Annotated in this window: 18 protein-coding genes; 10 read left to right on the top strand and 8 right to left on the bottom strand. The window is 68.0% G+C overall.

The window, feature by feature from the left end:
- Nucleotides 1-18: 18 nt before the first annotated feature.
- Nucleotides 19-558, top strand: a complete 540-nt coding sequence (locus tag QSK30_RS11720; protein WP_285502155.1) for a DUF3093 domain-containing protein — start codon at nucleotides 19-21, stop codon at nucleotides 556-558.
- A 124-nt stretch (nucleotides 559-682) separates the two neighbouring features.
- Here the strand turns inward: QSK30_RS11720 and QSK30_RS11715 are convergent, their stop codons facing one another.
- The gene (locus QSK30_RS11715) at nucleotides 683-991 is read right to left on the bottom strand and encodes a DUF4193 domain-containing protein (RefSeq protein WP_285502236.1); all 309 of its coding nucleotides are present in this window, start codon (nucleotides 989-991) and stop codon (nucleotides 683-685) included.
- 483 nt (nucleotides 992-1,474) lie between these two features.
- Here QSK30_RS11715 and cei point away from each other — a divergent pair, with 483 nt between their 5' ends.
- A complete protein-coding gene (gene cei / locus QSK30_RS11710; protein WP_285502154.1) occupies nucleotides 1,475-2,176 on the top strand; it encodes an envelope integrity protein Cei in 702 nt (233 codons plus the stop codon).
- Between the two features lie 30 nt (nucleotides 2,177-2,206).
- On the opposite strand, the gene QSK30_RS11705 is transcribed toward cei, so the two are convergent.
- A complete protein-coding gene (locus QSK30_RS11705) occupies nucleotides 2,207-3,004 on the bottom strand; it encodes an inositol monophosphatase family protein (RefSeq protein WP_285502153.1) in 798 nt (265 codons plus the stop codon).
- Between the two features lie 80 nt (nucleotides 3,005-3,084).
- Between QSK30_RS11705 and ppgK the strand changes: the two genes are divergently transcribed.
- The 5 genes from ppgK to QSK30_RS11680 all read left to right on the top strand — a co-directional run bounded on the left by ppgK (nucleotide 3,085) and on the right by QSK30_RS11680 (nucleotide 7,476).
- Nucleotides 3,085-3,849 (top strand): polyphosphate--glucose phosphotransferase, encoded by a 765-nt coding sequence (ppgK, locus tag QSK30_RS11700; RefSeq protein WP_285502151.1) that lies wholly within the window; start codon nucleotides 3,085-3,087, stop codon nucleotides 3,847-3,849.
- 199 nt (nucleotides 3,850-4,048) lie between these two features.
- A complete protein-coding gene (locus QSK30_RS11695) occupies nucleotides 4,049-5,368 on the top strand; it encodes an RNA polymerase sigma factor (protein ID WP_285502149.1) in 1,320 nt (439 codons plus the stop codon).
- A 112-nt stretch (nucleotides 5,369-5,480) separates the two neighbouring features.
- On the top strand, nucleotides 5,481-5,984 hold the full coding sequence (locus QSK30_RS11690; protein WP_285502147.1) for a tyrosine-type recombinase/integrase: 504 nt from the start codon (nucleotides 5,481-5,483) through the stop codon (nucleotides 5,982-5,984).
- A gap of 931 nt (nucleotides 5,985-6,915) precedes the next feature.
- Nucleotides 6,916-7,083, top strand: a complete 168-nt coding sequence (locus QSK30_RS11685; protein WP_285502145.1) for a hypothetical protein — start codon at nucleotides 6,916-6,918, stop codon at nucleotides 7,081-7,083.
- A 108-nt stretch (nucleotides 7,084-7,191) separates the two neighbouring features.
- Entirely contained in the window at nucleotides 7,192-7,476 is a 285-nt protein-coding gene (locus tag QSK30_RS11680; RefSeq protein WP_285502143.1) for a DUF1173 family protein, read from the top strand.
- 96 nt (nucleotides 7,477-7,572) lie between these two features.
- Here QSK30_RS11680 and QSK30_RS11675 read toward each other — a convergent pair whose 3' ends face one another.
- Entirely contained in the window at nucleotides 7,573-7,776 is a 204-nt protein-coding gene (locus tag QSK30_RS11675; protein ID WP_502871823.1) for a pentapeptide repeat-containing protein, read from the bottom strand.
- 282 nt (nucleotides 7,777-8,058) lie between these two features.
- Between QSK30_RS11675 and QSK30_RS11670 the strand changes: the two genes are divergently transcribed.
- The 3 genes from QSK30_RS11670 (at nucleotide 8,059) to QSK30_RS11660 (ending at nucleotide 10,527) form a co-directional block, all read left to right on the top strand.
- Nucleotides 8,059-9,474 (top strand): NucA/NucB deoxyribonuclease domain-containing protein, encoded by a 1,416-nt coding sequence (locus QSK30_RS11670; protein WP_285502140.1) that lies wholly within the window; start codon nucleotides 8,059-8,061, stop codon nucleotides 9,472-9,474.
- Between the two features lie 76 nt (nucleotides 9,475-9,550).
- On the top strand, nucleotides 9,551-10,024 hold the full coding sequence (locus tag QSK30_RS11665; protein WP_285502138.1) for a hypothetical protein: 474 nt from the start codon (nucleotides 9,551-9,553) through the stop codon (nucleotides 10,022-10,024).
- A gap of 218 nt (nucleotides 10,025-10,242) precedes the next feature.
- Nucleotides 10,243-10,527, top strand: coding sequence for a hypothetical protein (locus tag QSK30_RS11660; RefSeq protein ID WP_285502136.1), 285 nt, complete (start codon nucleotides 10,243-10,245; stop codon nucleotides 10,525-10,527).
- 252 nt (nucleotides 10,528-10,779) lie between these two features.
- Here QSK30_RS11660 and QSK30_RS11655 read toward each other — a convergent pair whose 3' ends face one another.
- The 5 genes from QSK30_RS11655 to QSK30_RS11635 all read right to left on the bottom strand — a co-directional run bounded on the left by QSK30_RS11655 (nucleotide 10,780) and on the right by QSK30_RS11635 (nucleotide 16,199).
- A complete protein-coding gene (locus QSK30_RS11655; protein ID WP_285502134.1) occupies nucleotides 10,780-11,157 on the bottom strand; it encodes a hypothetical protein in 378 nt (125 codons plus the stop codon).
- Nucleotides 11,158-11,875: 718 nt separating this feature from the next.
- The gene (locus tag QSK30_RS11650; RefSeq protein WP_285502132.1) at nucleotides 11,876-12,472 is read right to left on the bottom strand and encodes a hypothetical protein; all 597 of its coding nucleotides are present in this window, start codon (nucleotides 12,470-12,472) and stop codon (nucleotides 11,876-11,878) included.
- 504 nt (nucleotides 12,473-12,976) lie between these two features.
- Nucleotides 12,977-14,320: a caspase, EACC1-associated type gene (locus QSK30_RS11645; protein WP_285502130.1), complete on the bottom strand. Its 1,344-nt coding sequence runs from the start codon at nucleotides 14,318-14,320 to the stop codon at nucleotides 12,977-12,979.
- A 455-nt stretch (nucleotides 14,321-14,775) separates the two neighbouring features.
- Nucleotides 14,776-15,345: a hypothetical protein gene (locus QSK30_RS11640; RefSeq protein ID WP_285502129.1), complete on the bottom strand. Its 570-nt coding sequence runs from the start codon at nucleotides 15,343-15,345 to the stop codon at nucleotides 14,776-14,778.
- Nucleotides 15,346-15,464: 119 nt separating this feature from the next.
- On the bottom strand, nucleotides 15,465-16,199 hold the full coding sequence (locus QSK30_RS11635) for a hypothetical protein (RefSeq protein ID WP_285502128.1): 735 nt from the start codon (nucleotides 16,197-16,199) through the stop codon (nucleotides 15,465-15,467).
- Nucleotides 16,200-16,288 lie beyond the last annotated feature (89 nt).

The raw sequence follows: 16,288 nt of genomic DNA, 5'->3' as shown, positions 1-16,288 counted from the left end.
CGAGACTACCCTGGGCCCGTGACCGACACCTCAGGCACGGGCGCGGGCACCGCGTCCGACCACGGCTACCCGGCTGCCGCGCGGTACGCCGAGCGGCTGCACGTGACCTGGTACTGGTGGCCACTGCCGCTGCTGGCCGCCGGGCTGCTCGCCGCGGAGATCCACATGGGCTACCCGGGCGTGCGCGCCTGGCTGCCCTACGCGCTGATCATCCCGTTGACCGCGCTGCTGCTCTGGCGGGCGGGCCGCACCCCGGTGCGGGTCGTCGACGGTGAGCTGTGGGTCGCCGACGCGCACCTGCCGCTGGAGTTCGCGGGCGAGGTGAGCGCGTTCGACCCGAAGGACAAGCGCCGGGTGCTCGGCCCGAACCTGGACCCGGCCGCGTTCCTGCTGCACCGCGGCTGGGTCGGGCCGCTGGTGCGCGTGCAGGTGGTCGACCCGGCCGACCCGACGCCGTACTGGGTCCTGAGCACCCGCCACCCGGCGGAGCTGGTGGCGGCGATCACCGCGGGCGCGGCCGGTCGCCAGGCCACCGGCCACCAGGCAGCCGGTCACTAGCCACCGGCTCAGCCGGGAGCCCGGACCGGTCGCAGGCACAGCAACAGCCGGGTGCCCGGCTGGGCCACCCGGCTGTCCCGATCGTCGAACTCCCCCGGCCGCCTGACCCGGCCCGGGGAACCCGTCAAGAGCAGTCGCGGCAGACGAAGACGCCCCCGTTGTCCTCTGCCAGCCTGCTGCGGTGGTGCACCAGGAAGCACTTGGAGCAGGTGAACTCGTCAGCTTGCTTGGGCACCACGCGCACGGTGAGGTCCTCGCCCGAGAGCGCGGACAGGTCCGCGCCGGGGAGCTCGAAGCTCTCCGCCGTGTCGGTCTCGTCGACGTCGACAACCCCGGACTGGTTCTCGTTGCGCCGGGCCTTGAGCTCCTCGAGGGAGTCCTCGGCCAGGTCGTCGGCCTCGCTGCGCCGTGGTGCGTCGTAGTCGGTCGCCATCTTCTTCACCCCTGCGGTCCTTCAGGATGTGGGTCGTGCCGCTGGTCAACGTTCCAGCGCCCCGGTTTGTGCCCGCCATCCGAGTGACGGCGGTCTCGCAGTCCGCAGGCCCGTCGGAATCGATTCCGCTGGGTGTGTCCGGCGACTGGAGCGGGCAGAGGGTAGCCCATGCCGGACGGGGCCGTGCACAGCCTCACCCGTGCGGGGGTGTTCGGACCGGTCCGTGCAGGGTGGTGGGTCGCGCGGCGGGGGATCCTGCTTGCCCCGCGCGGGCAGGCGTGGTGCGATGCCCAGTGGAGTGACTTTCCGCCACGACCCCGTCGCTCCCGGCGATCCGCGCACACTCGGGACACGCCTGGCCCGCATACCGCGGTCCACTCCGAAACGAATAGGCTGAGCAGCGACGACAGCCGAGCCGGGGCGACACCCCGGCCCAGGTGTCCACGGGGGTGGACCGATGAGGTCCGTAGGGAGGGTCCGCGCGTGGCGACCGGAAATGTGACCGGGGGGCCCAAACCCCAGCGGTACCGCAGACGACGACCGCTCCCGGCGATCATCCTCATCGCCGTGCTCGGACTGGCCGCCACGGTCGTGTGGCTGCGCGTGATCAACACGGACTCGGGCGCGAGCAAGGCGATCTCGTGCTCCGCGCCGCCCGCCGCGGTGGCGGTGGAGGGCCAGCCCGCCCCCACGCTCGGGCAGGCGCTGCCCGCCGACAGCCTCGACCGCACCCCGCCCGCGCCCGCCGCGGGCGCCCTGGTGCGGGTGGTCAACGCCAGCGGGCAGAACCGGCAGGCGGGCGCGGTCACCGAGGAGCTGCGCGACCTGGGCTTCACCCAGGTCGGCGCGCCGGACAACGACACGCTCTACCCCAAGGGCACGCTGAGCTGCCGGGCCCAGATCCGGTTCGGCCAGCAGGGCATCGGCGTGGCCAGGACGATGAGCCTGGTGGAGCCGTGCGCCGAGCTGATCCGCGACGAGCGCCAGGACGCCACCGTCGACCTGGCCCTGGGCCAGAAGTTCGACCACCTGCAGCCGTCGGCGGCCACCCGGCAGGTGCTCGAGCAGCTCGCCGAGTGGGCCCAGTCCAACCCCGGCGACCAGGGCGGCTTACAAACCGAGGGCTCGCCCGCCGCACCGGTCGACGGCGCACTGATCACCGCGGCCCGGTCCGGCCGCTGCTAGGGCTGTCGGTCAGCTCTCCGCCCGCCGTCGCTAGAACTCGCCCATCCCCGCGTCCACCAGGGCAGCGCGCAGCGGCCCCGCGATCTCCGGGGCGGCGGCGAACACCGCGTCCGCGCCCAGCTCCGGCGCCGCCCCGGGCAGGTCGACCACCGCGCCCGCCTCCTGGGCGATCAACGCGCCCGCGGCCCAGTCCCAGCGGGAGAGCCCGCGCTCGCAGTAGGCGTCCACCCAGCCCGCCGCGACGGCGCACAGGTCCAGCGCGGCCGACCCGGAGCGGCGGATGTCGCGCACCCGCCCCAGCAGCCGCGCCACCGCGGCCGCCTGGGCACGGCGGCGCTCGGGGGCGTAGGCGAACCCGGTGGCCAGCAGCGCCACGTCCAGGCCCGCGGGGGCGGACACCCGCAGGCGCTCGCCGTCCAGCCAGGAGCCGTGGCCGCGGGCGGCCGTCCACCGCCTGCCGGACGCGGGCTCGACGACCGCCCCGGCGACTGACGCGCCGTTGACCTGGGCGGCGACCGAGACGGCGTACCAGGGGTAGCCGTAGAGGTAGTTGACGGTGCCGTCGATCGGGTCGACGACCCAGGTGACCCCGCTGCCCGCGGCGCCGCCTGCCTCCTCGCCGAGCACGGCGTCGCCGGGGCGCAGCGCGGCCAGCCGGTCCCGGATCAGCTGCTCGGCGGCGTGGTCGGCGGCGGTGACCACGTCCGTGCTGGTGCTCTTGGTGCCGACGTCGCGGATCGCGCTCCCGCGGGTCGTCCTGGCCAGGTCGGCCGCCTCGGCGGCCACGGTCAGCGCGATCTCCGCGAGGTGCTGCTCTGTGCTGCCCACGCGGCTATCCGACCACAAGTCAGCGGCGGCGGCTAATGTCTGCGCGGACGCTACTGAATCGAATACGAGAGGACCCGGGGATGGGTGCAGCCCGCGGCTTCGGAGTGGACATCGGCGGTTCTGGCATCAAGGGGTGCGAGGTCGACCTGGTGGCGGGGGCCCTGGTCGGGGACCGGGTCCGGATCCCCACCCCGGTGCCCTCGACACCGGAGGCGGTCGCCGAGGTGGTGGCCGAGATCGTCGAGCGGTTCGGCTGGACCGGCCCGGTCGGCGTCACCCTGCCCGCGGTGATCAAGAAGGGCGTCGCGCACTCGGCCGCCAACATCGACAAGGCCTGGATCGACACCGACGCGGCCGCCCTGTTCGCCAAGCGGCTCGGTCGCCGGGACGGTGAGGTGGTCGTGCTCAACGACGCCGACGCCGCGGGCATCGCCGAGGTCAAGTACGGCAGGCCGGACGACCAGGACGGCGTGGTGGTGCTGCTGACCTTCGGCACCGGCATCGGCAGCGCGCTGTTCCTCGACGGCAAGCTCGTGCCGAACACCGAGTTCGGCCACCTGGAGATCGACGGCCACGACGCGGAGACCCGCGCGGCCGCCTCGGTCAAGGAGGAGCACGACCTGTCCTGGTCGGAGTGGGCCAAGCGGGTCAGCCGCTACATCCGCGGCCTGGAGAACCTGATCTGGCCGGACCTGATCATCGCCGGTGGCGGGGTGAGCAAGAAGGCCGACAAGTGGCTGCCGCTGCTCGAGGTGCGGACCACGGTCGTGGCCGCCGAGCTGCGCAACGACGCGGGTATCGTCGGTGCTGCCGTGGCCGCGCAACAGGCCGCCGAGAACAGCTGATTTCCGGGCGTGGCCCTGGGGAAAGACCGGCCGGAGGACTTTTCGGCCTTGGCGTTTCCCGGGGACACGCCGTACGTCGCTACAATGGAACGCAGCCCGCGGCGGAACGAGCCTCAGGGCACTCCCCCGAACTCCGGCGGCGACCAGGCGTTTGCACCTCCCGGGCGTCGCCGTGATGGACAGTTGTGAAAGGGCGTACGTGGCAGCCGCACGAACCGCAACCCGACGCTCGACGGCGTCGGCGAGCGCCGCCAAGACGACCAAGAGCGCCGAGGACGAAGAGCTGAACGGCGCTCCCAAGACGACGGCGAAGCGCGCGCCAGGCGCCAAGCCCGCCGCGCGCGCCCCGAAGAAGGCCGCCGGGGCCAAGGCCGCCGGGCCGAAGAAGGCGGGCGAGGGCCCCGAGGGCGAGGAGCTCGAGGACCCGGAGAACCCCGACCTGTCCGATCTCGAGGAGGTCGAGGTCGAGCCGGTGGAGGAGCCGGTCGAGGAGCCCGAGGAGAAGGACCCCAAGGAGTCGGGCAAGGACGGCGACTTCGTCTGGGACGAGGAGGAGTCCGAGGCCCTGCGCCAGGCGCGCAAGGACGCCGAGCTCACCGCCTCGGCCGACTCGGTCCGCGCCTACCTCAAGCAGATCGGCAAGGTCGCCCTGCTCAACGCGGAGGAGGAGGTCGAGCTCGCCAAGCGGATCGAGGCGGGCCTCTACGCCGCCGAGCGGGTGCGCAAGTCCGAGGACGAGAACGAGAAGCTGCAGCCGCAGATGCGCCGCGACCTGCGCTGGATCGTGCGCGACGGCGAGCGGGCCAAGAACCACCTGCTCGAGGCGAACCTGCGGTTGGTGGTCTCGCTGGCCAAGCGCTACACCGGCCGCGGCATGGCGTTCCTGGACCTGATCCAGGAGGGCAACCTGGGCCTGATCCGCGCGGTGGAGAAGTTCGACTACACCAAGGGCTACAAGTTCTCCACCTACGCGACGTGGTGGATCCGCCAGGCGATCACCCGCGCGATGGCCGACCAGGCGCGCACCATCCGCATCCCGGTGCACATGGTCGAGGTCATCAACAAGCTCGGCCGCATCCAGCGCGAGCTGCTCCAGGACCTGGGCCGCGAGCCCACGCCGGAGGAGCTGGCCAAGGAGATGGACATCACCCCGGAGAAGGTGCTGGAGATCCAGCAGTACGCCCGGGAGCCCATCTCGCTCGACCAGACCATCGGTGACGAGGGCGACAGCCAGCTCGGCGACTTCATCGAGGACTCCGAGGCCGTGGTGGCCGTGGACGCGGTGTCGTTCACGCTGCTGCAGGACCAGCTCCAGTCGGTGCTGGCCACCCTGTCCGAGCGCGAGGCGGGCGTGGTCCGCCTGCGCTTCGGCCTCACCGACGGCCAGCCGCGCACCCTGGACGAGATCGGCCAGGTCTACGGGGTCACCCGCGAGCGGATCCGCCAGATCGAGTCGAAGACGATGTCGAAGCTGCGCCACCCGTCGCGCTCGCAGGTGCTGCGGGATTACCTGGAATAGCAAGGCCCCAGTGTCGGCCGTCCGACCTGCGGAAACGCCGGTCGGGCGGCCGACACTGGACAAGTACAGCGGTCCTAGTCGAGATACCTCCACCAGGGACCCTGTCGAGCTCGTGCGCCTCGCCGCGCACAAGAACCTTGCCGCGCTCGGAGAGTCGTGGCTGCTGCATCTGCGCGCCGAGCGCAAGGGCGCGGAGACGCTGACGAGCTACGGGACCGGCTTGGCCCAGTTCCTCACCTGGTGCGCGAGCACCGGCACGCTTCCTGCAGTGGATCGGCCCACCGTCGGGGCCTGGATCGTGTACTTGATCAAGGAAGCCGACGTCGAACCTGCCACTGCGCGCACCCGCCACCTGGCCCTGCGCCGGTTCTCCGCCTGGCTGGCCGATGAGGGCGAGACACCCCGCGACGAACTGCTCGGCCTCAAGCAGCCCAAGCTCGACGACAAGGTCATCAACCCGCTCACCGACGACGAGTTGCAGGCCCTCGTTCGGGCCTGCCAGGGACCGGGCTACCGGGATCGGCGCGACGAGGCGATCGTGCGGGTCATGCTGGAGACCGGCGTCCGGGGCGTCAGAGTTGATCGGCATGCAACTGGATCAAGTCGACCTGCGTGAGGGCGTCACGGTCGTGGAGCCCGGCAAGGGGCAAGGGCCGCCGCGTGCCGTTGGGACCACAAGCCTGCCGCGCCGTGGACCGCTACCTGGGGGTGCGTCGCCAGCACCGCCTTGCCGGCCGTCCCGCCCTGTGGCTCGGCGCCGCAACCGCGGGTTCACCTATGACGCCATGTACCACGCCCTGAAACTGCGGGCGGAGCGCGCCGGGATCAAGGGCTTCCACCCCCACCGCACGCGGCACCTGGGACACCCGCTGGCTTGCCGCAGGCGGCAGCGAGGGCGGCGCCATGGCCATCGCGGGCTGGTCTCGCAGGGACATGCTCGACCGCTACACCCGGGCCACGGCGTCCGATCGCGCCGCCGCCGAGGCCCGGGGACTCAACCTCGGCGAAGTGTGATCTTTGCCTCACTCTTCGGTCCTTTTATGGGTGAAAGGTGATGCGGGGTAGGACCGCCTCTCGTGATGTCGTATCCGCATCAGTTCACGCCGTCTACCGGGGCGGCTGAGGCGGCGTGCGGCCACGGAGCCGAGCACCGCCCAGATGGCGTGCATGCTCACATTCGAACCGGGTGGACACCTCCGCGGTGTTGAGGCCGAGCCCCGCCGGGGGTGCTCGCGTCGGCGACTCAAGACACGGAGCGTCACGGTTGTTCAGAGCCACCGGATGTCAGCAGGGACCTGAACACTGTGGCCCGGTTGCCGCCCCGTCGCCCGGGCTCGACTCGGACACGGGACATCGACAGTGTGGGCAAACGGTGCTGGCAACGTTCGACGTCTGTCGTTCGCCCACGTCGCTCTGGCACCCTTCGATCATCCGGGAGCTTCAGGCCGAGCATCGGGCGGTCCGCAGTACGAGGGCAGCGGGGGGCGCGCGTAGTGGATGTCGCCGGGCAGGCGGAGCAGATGCGGTGGTTGTCCACGCTGGTGCCGGTGACCAGATTGGCGACCGTGCGCTCGGAGCTGGCTCACGCGCGCGACAACAGCGTCCGCATCCTCGGCGAACTCGACAGCGCCCGGCGCGTCGAGGCGGTGGCGCGACAGATCGACCGTGATCTCGACGCCGCCGCGGCCGCGTTGGCCCATGGCGCGATGCGCTGACCACACACGTCGCTCACCACCTCGACGGCCGCTGGTGACCTCCGTCGCCGAGCGGGCCGCCGCTCTGCGCCGCCAGGCCGATGTGGTGCCGCTGGCGGAGCTGACACGATGATCGGCCATTGCGAGACCATCGGCCACGAGGCGCGCACGGCCGACGCACTCACCGCGGCGGGCCGCACCTTCCTCAAGCCCCTGCACTACGACAGCGGGGCGGTGTTCCCCGACTTCGTCCTGCTCGACACCACCCCCGAGACCTACCTCGAGGTCTGGGGGATCCACGACCGAGACGACTACGAAACCCGCAAACGCGCCAAGCAGACCCACTACCGCGCCACCGGCAAGACACTGCTGAAATGGGACGTACGCGGTCCCCTTCCCGATCTCACGCGGTGACAGCGCATAACAGGCGCGGGCCAGCATCGAATCGGCCAACTGGGTCCGGGCATCCGCAGACCGAGAGGGCGGCCGAGGTGGACGAATGTCTGATGGTCACCACCACACGCCCTTTTGGGTGGAATCGCTGATCGCTCCCCCAATCACGGTATTGGCATGTTTGGCATTAGCATGTTTGGCGCCGGTCAGATCCGCCCCAGTCAAGTCCGCGCCGGTCAGGATGGCATCGGACAAGTCCACTTCTGGCAGGGTCACGCAGTTGAGTGTGCTGTGGCCGAGGCATGCGCCGGACAGGGCCACGCCTCGTCCCGGACGCGTCGGAGTGTGTGGCGTGGCCACAGTCACGGGTGGCCTTGAAGCAGTGGCCGGGGTCACTTACCAATAGGCGTTGGTTCTCATAGGTGTAGACCGGCCTCCGTCGGCGCGATGCAGCGCGTCTAGCGCAATCACGTGGTGGTGGACACACCCCTTCGGCGGTGAGCGGCCACTCAATGTAATGACCTGTGAACTATTTATACCGATTCGCCCTAGTGTGTAAAATGATCACGACCCTTAGTGTGAATCGTGCGTGCACTCAGCCGGGTGACGCGCGAACATTCTGAGGGGAAAATGAAAATCAACAGAAGGCGCTGGGCCGTGCGCACGATCTCGCTCTGCGTCGCGGCTACGGCCATCTCGACATTTGCCGCTTTGCCGCAAGCACAGGCAAGCGGTCAAGCGAACTACCAGGTCGTGAGATCACTCCCCATGACAACGGACTCATTGGCCGCGATCCCAAGCCTGCCGCCCGCCCGGTCAGCGCAACGCCGAACAGGCGACGGCCTTCCACCGCTGCCTGAACTGGTGAACCCGCCGCAGCAGGTCTACGAGGTAGATTCCGGCAGGTACGCCACGAGCGCTGCAACTCCGCTGGCAACGCCCGGTGATCCGATCTCACCACAGGAGTGCGTGGACCGCTACCTCGGCGGATTTTCCGGGCCCGTCTTGTACAAGAACCGGTTCGCCGCCTGCCATTCAGAGTTCATTGTCGTCGACCACTTCAACTGCTCGGCGTCGGGCTGCTTGCCGACGGGACGAGCCGTAGCCAAGTGGGCAATGACCTGGAATATGAACTGGAACGCACGCCAGTTCACCCTGACGACGCGGTTCTGGGACTGGACCTTCACCGGCACCGTCAACGTCAACATGGACATCGGGGTCGAATTCCAGTGCAGCAAGGTAATCACCACCGGGTCAACGGCCAAGTGTAGCGTACCGGGCTCTGGCTGGTCGAAGTCCATCTCGGCTTGGCAAGCTGCCGACTCGCAAACCTCTACCATCACGACCTCAGGCGAAGATCCTCCGAGCGCTTCGGAACCGGTTCAAATCAACGCGGAGAAGCGGACATTTTACGCGATCCGCACCTACGTGTTCACCTACGGCGGCCCGGGGCCGTATGACCACTACTCCCAGACCGGCGTCGTGACAGCACCGTTCCGATGCGACATAGCACGCTCACAAAACCCGAACTATGCCAAGAGTAGCGACTGCGTCTTCCATGCCGCGACCGGTTGGCTCAAGCTGAACACCGCCGACGCCGAGATCGCCGAGTCTGCCCGGTTCATCTACGATGCTCACAACAATATCGGGAGTACGTACCCGGGCAACACCGGAAAATACATCCCGGGCAAGATCGGGAAGACAGAACCGATCCAGCGCCTCTTCTACGATGCGAATTTGCGCACCGCCAATCGTAACAAGTCTGTCGCGGCGTGCAAGGCGCACTGGGGAGCAAACTACACACAGCGCCCCGATGGGCTGACCAACGACTGCGACGAATTCCCTTTCGCCACGACCTACGAGGGATCGTTCACGGTCACCGAGGGCATGCTGCGTACCTACGCGGTCCGCCCCGTGCTGAGTTCTCACAACCAGAAGGTAGGCAGCCGCCTGAGCCTGTTCGTTGCCGAAGATCACATCCTCGACGGTGACGACTACTACGTGACCGCTTACAACTAGCGTACGGCGCGCCGCGGTGCGGGTAACGGGATAGGCTGTCTCCGCCTACCCGCACCGCGTCACGTACGGAGAACCTATGTCGGAGGATGTCCAACCCCTCGCTTTCATCGAACACCATCCCCCGTCGGACTTCAATCAGTTCCTGCTCTTCGATGTCTGGTCGAGCCTGTCGTACGACCACCTACCGAGTATCGCGTCTGAAAAAATAGCCGTGACCGGCCCCGGTGGAGGCATCTTTACCACACAAGGGGACCTCGCTCGTCCGCATGTCCGGCTCGAACACTGGCAGAGACTCCCCAATGACGGCCAGCGCGAATCAGACGTGTTCGAGGGCCAACTTACCTGCGAAACAGGAAAATTGCTCCTCGGCGGTATCCCCGGAAGTCCTGACGACATTGCGATCGACATTGATCCAGGCCGGTATGCCATCCGAGCCTGGAGGTCGCGGATTCAACGAGAGTACCAACTCGACTCAGACATCTTCGAAGCGGAAGACAACCCGGGCTACTTCTCCGAACACTGGCTGATCCGGCTCGCGAAGATCGAGTAGGCCCTTATGCGACCGAGTGATCACTGAGGCGCCCACACTTTCGCTGCGATGACTATCTGGCTCACGACCAGGCACGCCGCAGGCAGAGTCGACGATGCTGGTCATGCGCCGCGACGACCATTTGAGGTCGACATCTCTGGGCGTGGCCAGGTGGGAGTTAGATGATCGAGGTGAACTTCAACGGTGCACCCCAGAGAACACAGTCCTCGAGGATCTGGATGTCCTTGGGATCTCAGTACTCGACGCCGCGTCAGGCGCTGGTCCCCGGGCGCCAGGGCGTGCAGGTCTTTGACGGGCAACTCGATCGAGCCCGGTTCGTCGAGGGCGTCGAGGGGCAGGGCCTGGCAGGCAGGTCGAGGGTGTCGCGCACGGTCACGATCACCGCGTGTCTGCCGCCGGGGGCGGGCAGCAGCGGCCGGACCTGGGCACCGGTCGAGGCGTTGTCCACCACCAGCAGCACCCGTCGCCCCGCGGCCGTGCGTTGGGCCAGGACCTGGTGGTAGACGGTGTGGGCGTCGGCGGCCTCGGGCGGGACTGCTCCCCGGTGAGCCCGAAGCGGCGCAGCAGGGGCGAGTACACCGCGTCGACCTCGACCGGGGTGGGCGAGTAGCCGAGCATGTCGACCCACAACACCGCGCCGGGGAACCATCCCCGGGCCGCGGGCGTGGGCGGCGCAGTGTCGCGCGAGGGCGGTCTTGCCGACCCCACCCATCCCGGCCGAGACCACCACCGCCTCACCCTGACCCACACCGAGGTCACGCTGCTCCAGGCAAGCCTGCCGCAAACGCCGGTGGGACAACCGGTCCCGCTCGACGAGGACCACCCGCGGTCGCGGGGTCGAGCACGGCCAGCAACGCCTGGACCGGGGTGTCGCGTCCGGTGAACACCGCGTCGGTCGCCGTGCCGGTGATCACCTCGACCTGCGCCGCCGCGGCCAGCATCGTCGCGGGGTGCAGGTGTTGGTAGAACTCGTTGCGCACCTGGTTACCGTCGCCGATGACCACGCCCTGGTTGTCGCGCACACGCATGCCCGCGTACTTGCCCGCCTGGACCCCGTCGGGGTCGAGCAGGGACAACAACGTCTCGGCCGCGGCCGCCAACTCGACGCCAGCGGCGGCATCCGCAGCGGTCAACACACGCAGCGCATCCTTATGAACGAGACGCTGCATCGACACCACGACCTGTTCACCAGCCATACCGTGCACCGCTGATATCGCTCGACCACACCCGCACCTGATCCCGGATCGTACGCGATTGACTGGCGATCGACGTTACTCAGCCCGCATCGAGTTGGACTAGCCACGGCAGTTCGTCGGTGGTCCGTACCTTGAGGGTCGCGACGACGACTCATACCGTTTCTTTCATATCGGAGATATGGCATTCGAAATCTGGCTATCTAGCTGACTAAACTTCTGACGAGTCCCTCGGCGGCAAGAAGCTAGATAAGCACCTGGACAATCTGCCAGACGATGGCCGGCGCCGACTCCTCCAATCAGACCTCGTGGTCGGCGGGGCCCGATCCGGTCGCCGAGATGAGCCGCCAGCGCCACCTGACGTGGACTGAGAAGTCGAGCACTTCCGGTCGCAGCACGCGGCCGAGGTTGTCGATCTTACCTGCACGAGCTGGCGTTTCGGAGCCCCAGCGACTGCTTGCGTTGGCGCGAATAGCGGACCGGAAGAGATGAGGCGGATTTGATGATCGATGTGCGCCCGCCCTGTGGAATTAATTTTGCTGCTCATGTGTGCTGATGCCACCTGAGCGGCGGCTCTATCAGTTAGTAGTCCGAAATCGGGCAATCCCGGCATTAGCGAGAAGTCAGTCCAGAGCTTCCGCCAGCTCCGTGCATCGACTCATTCGCACGCGCCCGGACGGGGCTGGCCCGGCTCGACATCACGTATCCCTCGGCGTCGGGTGGTCGGTTCGAGTCCGGGTGCTCGGAGCTGATCGACAACCAGCGTGATCAGCTCTTCCAGGCTCTCGGGGCCGGTCGCGGTTACACTGGCCCCGGCAGCGACCAGTTCGTCCGATCGCCCGGTGGGCGCGAATAAGGAGGGCAGCGGCGGCCACCTCAACGTGGCCAGCAGCATGACTACGTCGGGTTCGCTGGTTGATCCGGGCTCGATGGTTTCGCACCTGCGCAAAACCGCGTTCAACTCCGTGACGATGGGCGTCAGGGCCATTCGGTCATGGCCTGCGAGTACCTCACCTGTGTCAGGGTTGATCGCGCGGAACGGAGCCGGGTGTTGCGTGAACTCCTCCTCGGCAAGGTCTGTCCACGACTGCGGGAGGCACTGATCGCGGACAAAGTCGTCGATGCGTTCGTCAAAGTGATCGGCGGAGTCCCGGACCTTCCTGTCCCGGAGGGCCGAGGTGTTGCTGATCATCAGCTCGGTCCGCAGCCGGTCGGCGCGGAAGCGACGCCAACCAGACTTGGGGATCGGTTCCATCGGCCCTGACGGGCCACAACAGCTTGCTGATGATGGCGGACGCAGTGAGGAACGACTGGATCGCAGGCCAAGCCTCGGAACGCCGCCGCGGATCCCGACTGCGAGTGAGAGCCTGTTGCACTGCGGTCAAGGCGTAACTCGCCTGCCGCACGATCTCGGCGACGTACAACCGCCGGGCTCCCGATGCCCAGCGCAGTTCCCAGTCATCGCTCACTCGATCATTGTGTCCCGTCAACGACGCAGGCGCTGGCCATCCAAGCCAGGCAGGAGCCGACCGCGATGTTTCCCGTGGCTCCCTCGACGTAGGTTCCGGTGACAGCGTGTGCGCCCGGAGTCCATACCCCAGTGGAGCGTCGATGAGGATAGGTTCGTCGTCTGGGCTGATGCCGCCGTCGTAGTCAAAGGTCCACCGGACTTTTGTCGAGCACTCTTAGGTTCGACAGCACAGCGTCACGACCCACACCACGATTATCTGGCGTGTCACCCAACCATGCTCAAGGTCCGCTAGGGACTGTGGTAATCGTTGGTGACGATGACAATCACCCCTGGCCCACTGTCGGCGATTCCTTCCCAACGTTCCTCAACCCTGAGGCCGAAGTGGGCCGCAATATTCTTGGCGGCGGCCTTCTCAGCCGGGTTGTCTGCCTGGTAGTAGGCGGTGCTTGTGGGAATCTTGCCGCCGGTGTAGTTGCCTGTGACGCTGATGGTCCAGCCGGAGTGGGCAAGGTCGTCGGCGGCCTGGGTTTCGAGGCCGTCGATCGTACTGTTGTTGTAGATCCTGACCGGTTGCGACTTGGGGTCGTCAGGTGCTCGTGTGGTGGATGTCGTCGTGGCGGTCGCGGGTGGGTCGGTAGTCGAGGTAGTGGTGCGAGGGGTTTGGCTGGCGGATGTGGGCGTGGTCGAGTGGGCTGTGCGGTCGCCATTGAGGAGGTCGTCGAGTGCATTGAACTTGATGGCCAGTGCGACTCCGCCTATCCCGACGATGAGGAGCAAGGCTACGGATATTCTGACGACGACCGTGGGAATCATTCCGATGTATCTCCGTGGGGCGGTCGCGGAGGTCGGTAATGGTTCGCTGGGGATGGGGATGCCCCAAGCAGGGTTGCGGGCGATGGCTAACTGGTCGGCGGTACCGGTGCCCTGGCGGGTCGGAACCGGGTAGCCGCGAGCCAGGGCGGCGGCGCGCAGTCGCGGGTAGATGGTGCCGAGGGTCAGCAGTTCAGGACCGTGGGGGATCCCGGTGGTGAGCAGATCGATCAGCGTGCCTGTGAACGCGGTGTGGGTCGCGCCGGGTGGGGCGAGTGAGAGGGCGTTGGCAGGGGCGGAGGCCAGGGTGTAGGCGCCTTCGATCTCGGTCTGGCCGGTGCCCATGGTCGCGGTGGTGACGCGTCCGCTGAAACAACAATCGAGGATCAGAGCGCGGGTGGTGGCTGGGCTGTCGCGCAGGGCCTCGCGGACGACGTCGAATGGGAGCGCGCTAACGCGCAGTTCGTCCGGGTCGGTTTCGGCGAGGGCCAGGTGGAGGTCACCGGCCGTCGCCCCGACCAGGCCGTGCCCCGCGAAGTAGACCAGCAGGGTGTCCTCAGCGGTCTGCCTGCGCAGGACCCGGTAGATGGTTCGCGCGGAGTCTGGGTCTTCGAGGACGGTCACGCGGTCTGGGCGGTAACTACCGTGGACCGGGTGGATGAGCGCGGAGCGCAGGTCTCGGAGGTTGGCCGCTACCGCGGGCAGGTCAACCAAGTCCGGGTGGCAGTAGGCGGTGGTCCCGATCAGGACAGCCGCCGAACGCTCCGGGTCCGGCAGTCGCACGGTGTCGTCTCCCACGCTATCGATCCGAACCGGGATCATCGCACGACCGTGATCATGACTAGCTGTGGGACGAGTCTCGGCATCGACTCGCCCGCAATCGCAGCCGGTAACGAAACCGAGGTGACCTGGGAAGTCACAGGCCAGGGTGATGGTGCAACCAGTCTTGCGCCACTCTGCCCGCATCGGCTCGTCATCACGAGCCTGACTGGCTGCGGCACCGTGTAGCAATCTGGTCGCCGGCAGCGGGTTACACAGCAGCCCTATAGGGTTCTGGCGCCACGCCGAGGCCTCCGTCGATCTGGCCTGAGCCGCACGTGCGTCCCGACGTTCGGCAACGCCAGGGGAGAGCCCAGGGTGATCAGCAGGTCCACCGTCGCGCCGGAGTTCCACAATGCCTCGTAGGCCACCACCGATCCCAGTGAGTGCGCGATGACCACGTCCGGTTGGTGTGCCTGAATGGTTTCGACCACTCGCTCGCCGCAGGTCTTCCTCGCCTAGTCCGTTCCCAGGTAGGTGGCGACCTCTCGGAAAAGGTCGCCACGAATATCTCCACTAGGAGCGGAGACAGGCGACGGCGTCGCGCGACCCAGGCCAGGGCCTGCCGGATCGGCCAGGTCGGGTAGCCCTGCGATGTCCCCTGCGGGTACCCCCAACTCGACGAGCCAGGCTGCCACCAGCTCACGCGCCTCGGAGGAGAGGTCGTCCAGCCCCTCTGCGTCGCCTTGTCTCCCGGGTGAACGGAGACAGTTCGCGTAATAGGCCACCGTGAGGTCGACGGGGTCCGCGCGCCTCAAGAGCTCGCCGCGCCGCAGGTGGGATCGCCACACCTCGCTGCTGATCGTCCTCTTGGCCTGACCTTCGGAACCTTGGCGTTGCCACCGCCGCGGTTGGTCGACGGGCTGACGCGATCGGCGGCGGCCGAGGGCGTCGGGCGGGCGCGCGAAGGTCACTGCCTGGCCGGACGACCCGCGCACCATCACCCGGCGACGGTGTCCGGTCGCATCGCGGTGGTGCACCGCGACGCGACCGGAACCGAACATCTCCTCAAGCCCGTCGGCGAGCATCGCGCTGCCGCCTCCTTCGTCGTTGACCGATCCACCGCAGACCTCACCCACTCGATCAACGACACGCCGACGAAGACCCCACTCAGCGATGTCGGCGGGCCAGTACTTCGAGACACGCCCTAGTCCGGCCAGGTGTCGAACGGGGTCATCGAGACCGTCACGAACGGGCCTTCCTCGGCGTAGTGCTCGCTGACCAGGGCGGGCACCCGTTCGTGGACCTCGGCGAACTTCCCGGTGCGCACTTGCCTGGCCGCCGTGGCCGCGGGCACCGCCCGGCGCGCGCCCTGGAAGACGACGACCACCGCGACGAGGCCGGAGAGGTAGGTGAAAGGACTCACCCAGTGGTTCGACGTCGCCAGTACCACGTACCCGACCAGGAGCAGCGCGGCCGCCCCGGCCGCGACCAGCCAACCCTGGCGGCGCTGGGCCTTTTCCAGCTCCGCATCGGCGTCGGGCGCCCCGCTGAGGTGACCACCCAGGTGGATCATGGCATCGGACAGCTCGCGGGCCAGCGCGGCCGCGGCGTCGGACTCGGTGCGCACGGCACGGGTGCGCCGGGCCTCGACGACCTTCGCCAGCGCCGCTCCCAGGCTGATCCGCAGCACCCGGTCGTGCACGAGGTGCTGGGTGATCACCTTGTCCCCGGCTTCCAGGTCGAACCGCACCGACGTCCACTCCGCGGCAAACGAGGGCACCCCGATGTCGACGAGGAACTCCCGGAAGGCGCCCAAGTCCACCCGCAACGAGGCGATGTGGGCAGTCGGGTCCAGCGGCCCAGAACCGCGCACGACCACCTTGGCGTCATCGGTGCCACCGGTGAGGTCCACCTCGATGACGTCGGTCACTTGCTCCATTGCGTTCCTCTCGACGACGTGCATGCGCTTATCGGGGCCAGGTAGAGAACGGGGTGAGCGTTACCGAGACGAAGGGGGTTCGTCGGCGT

The organism is Actinokineospora sp. NBRC 105648 (assembly GCF_030269645.1).
Classification (GTDB): Bacteria; Actinomycetota; Actinomycetes; order Mycobacteriales; family Pseudonocardiaceae; genus Actinokineospora.
Note: the sequence above shows the minus strand (reverse complement) of the source record. Positions and strands in the feature narration are given on the sequence as shown.